1 pseudogene is annotated in these 208 nt (G+C 78.8%); it reads right to left on the minus strand.

The features are described 5' to 3' along the window. A pseudogene (locus tag QWY29_RS20910) lies at positions 1-208 on the minus strand (DUF480 domain-containing protein); the annotation flags it as partial.

Genomic DNA, 208 nt, shown 5'->3' on the forward strand with positions numbered 1-208 from the left:
CACCTCGTGGCCGAACCACTCGTCGAGGTGCCGCACCCGCTGCGGCCCACCGGTGTGCAGCGCGAGCACCAGTAGCCCGTCGGCGGCGAGCGGCCGGGCCCGCGCGGACACGGCCTCCGCCCGCTCGCCGGGTGCGAGGTGGATCAGTGAGTACCACCCCAGCACCGCCGCCCAGCCGTCCGCGGCCGGCGGGCGCACCAGGCGGCGC

Source organism: Nocardioides abyssi, assembly GCF_030412915.1.
In the GTDB taxonomy this organism is placed as follows: domain Bacteria; phylum Actinomycetota; class Actinomycetes; order Propionibacteriales; family Nocardioidaceae; genus Nocardioides; species Nocardioides abyssi.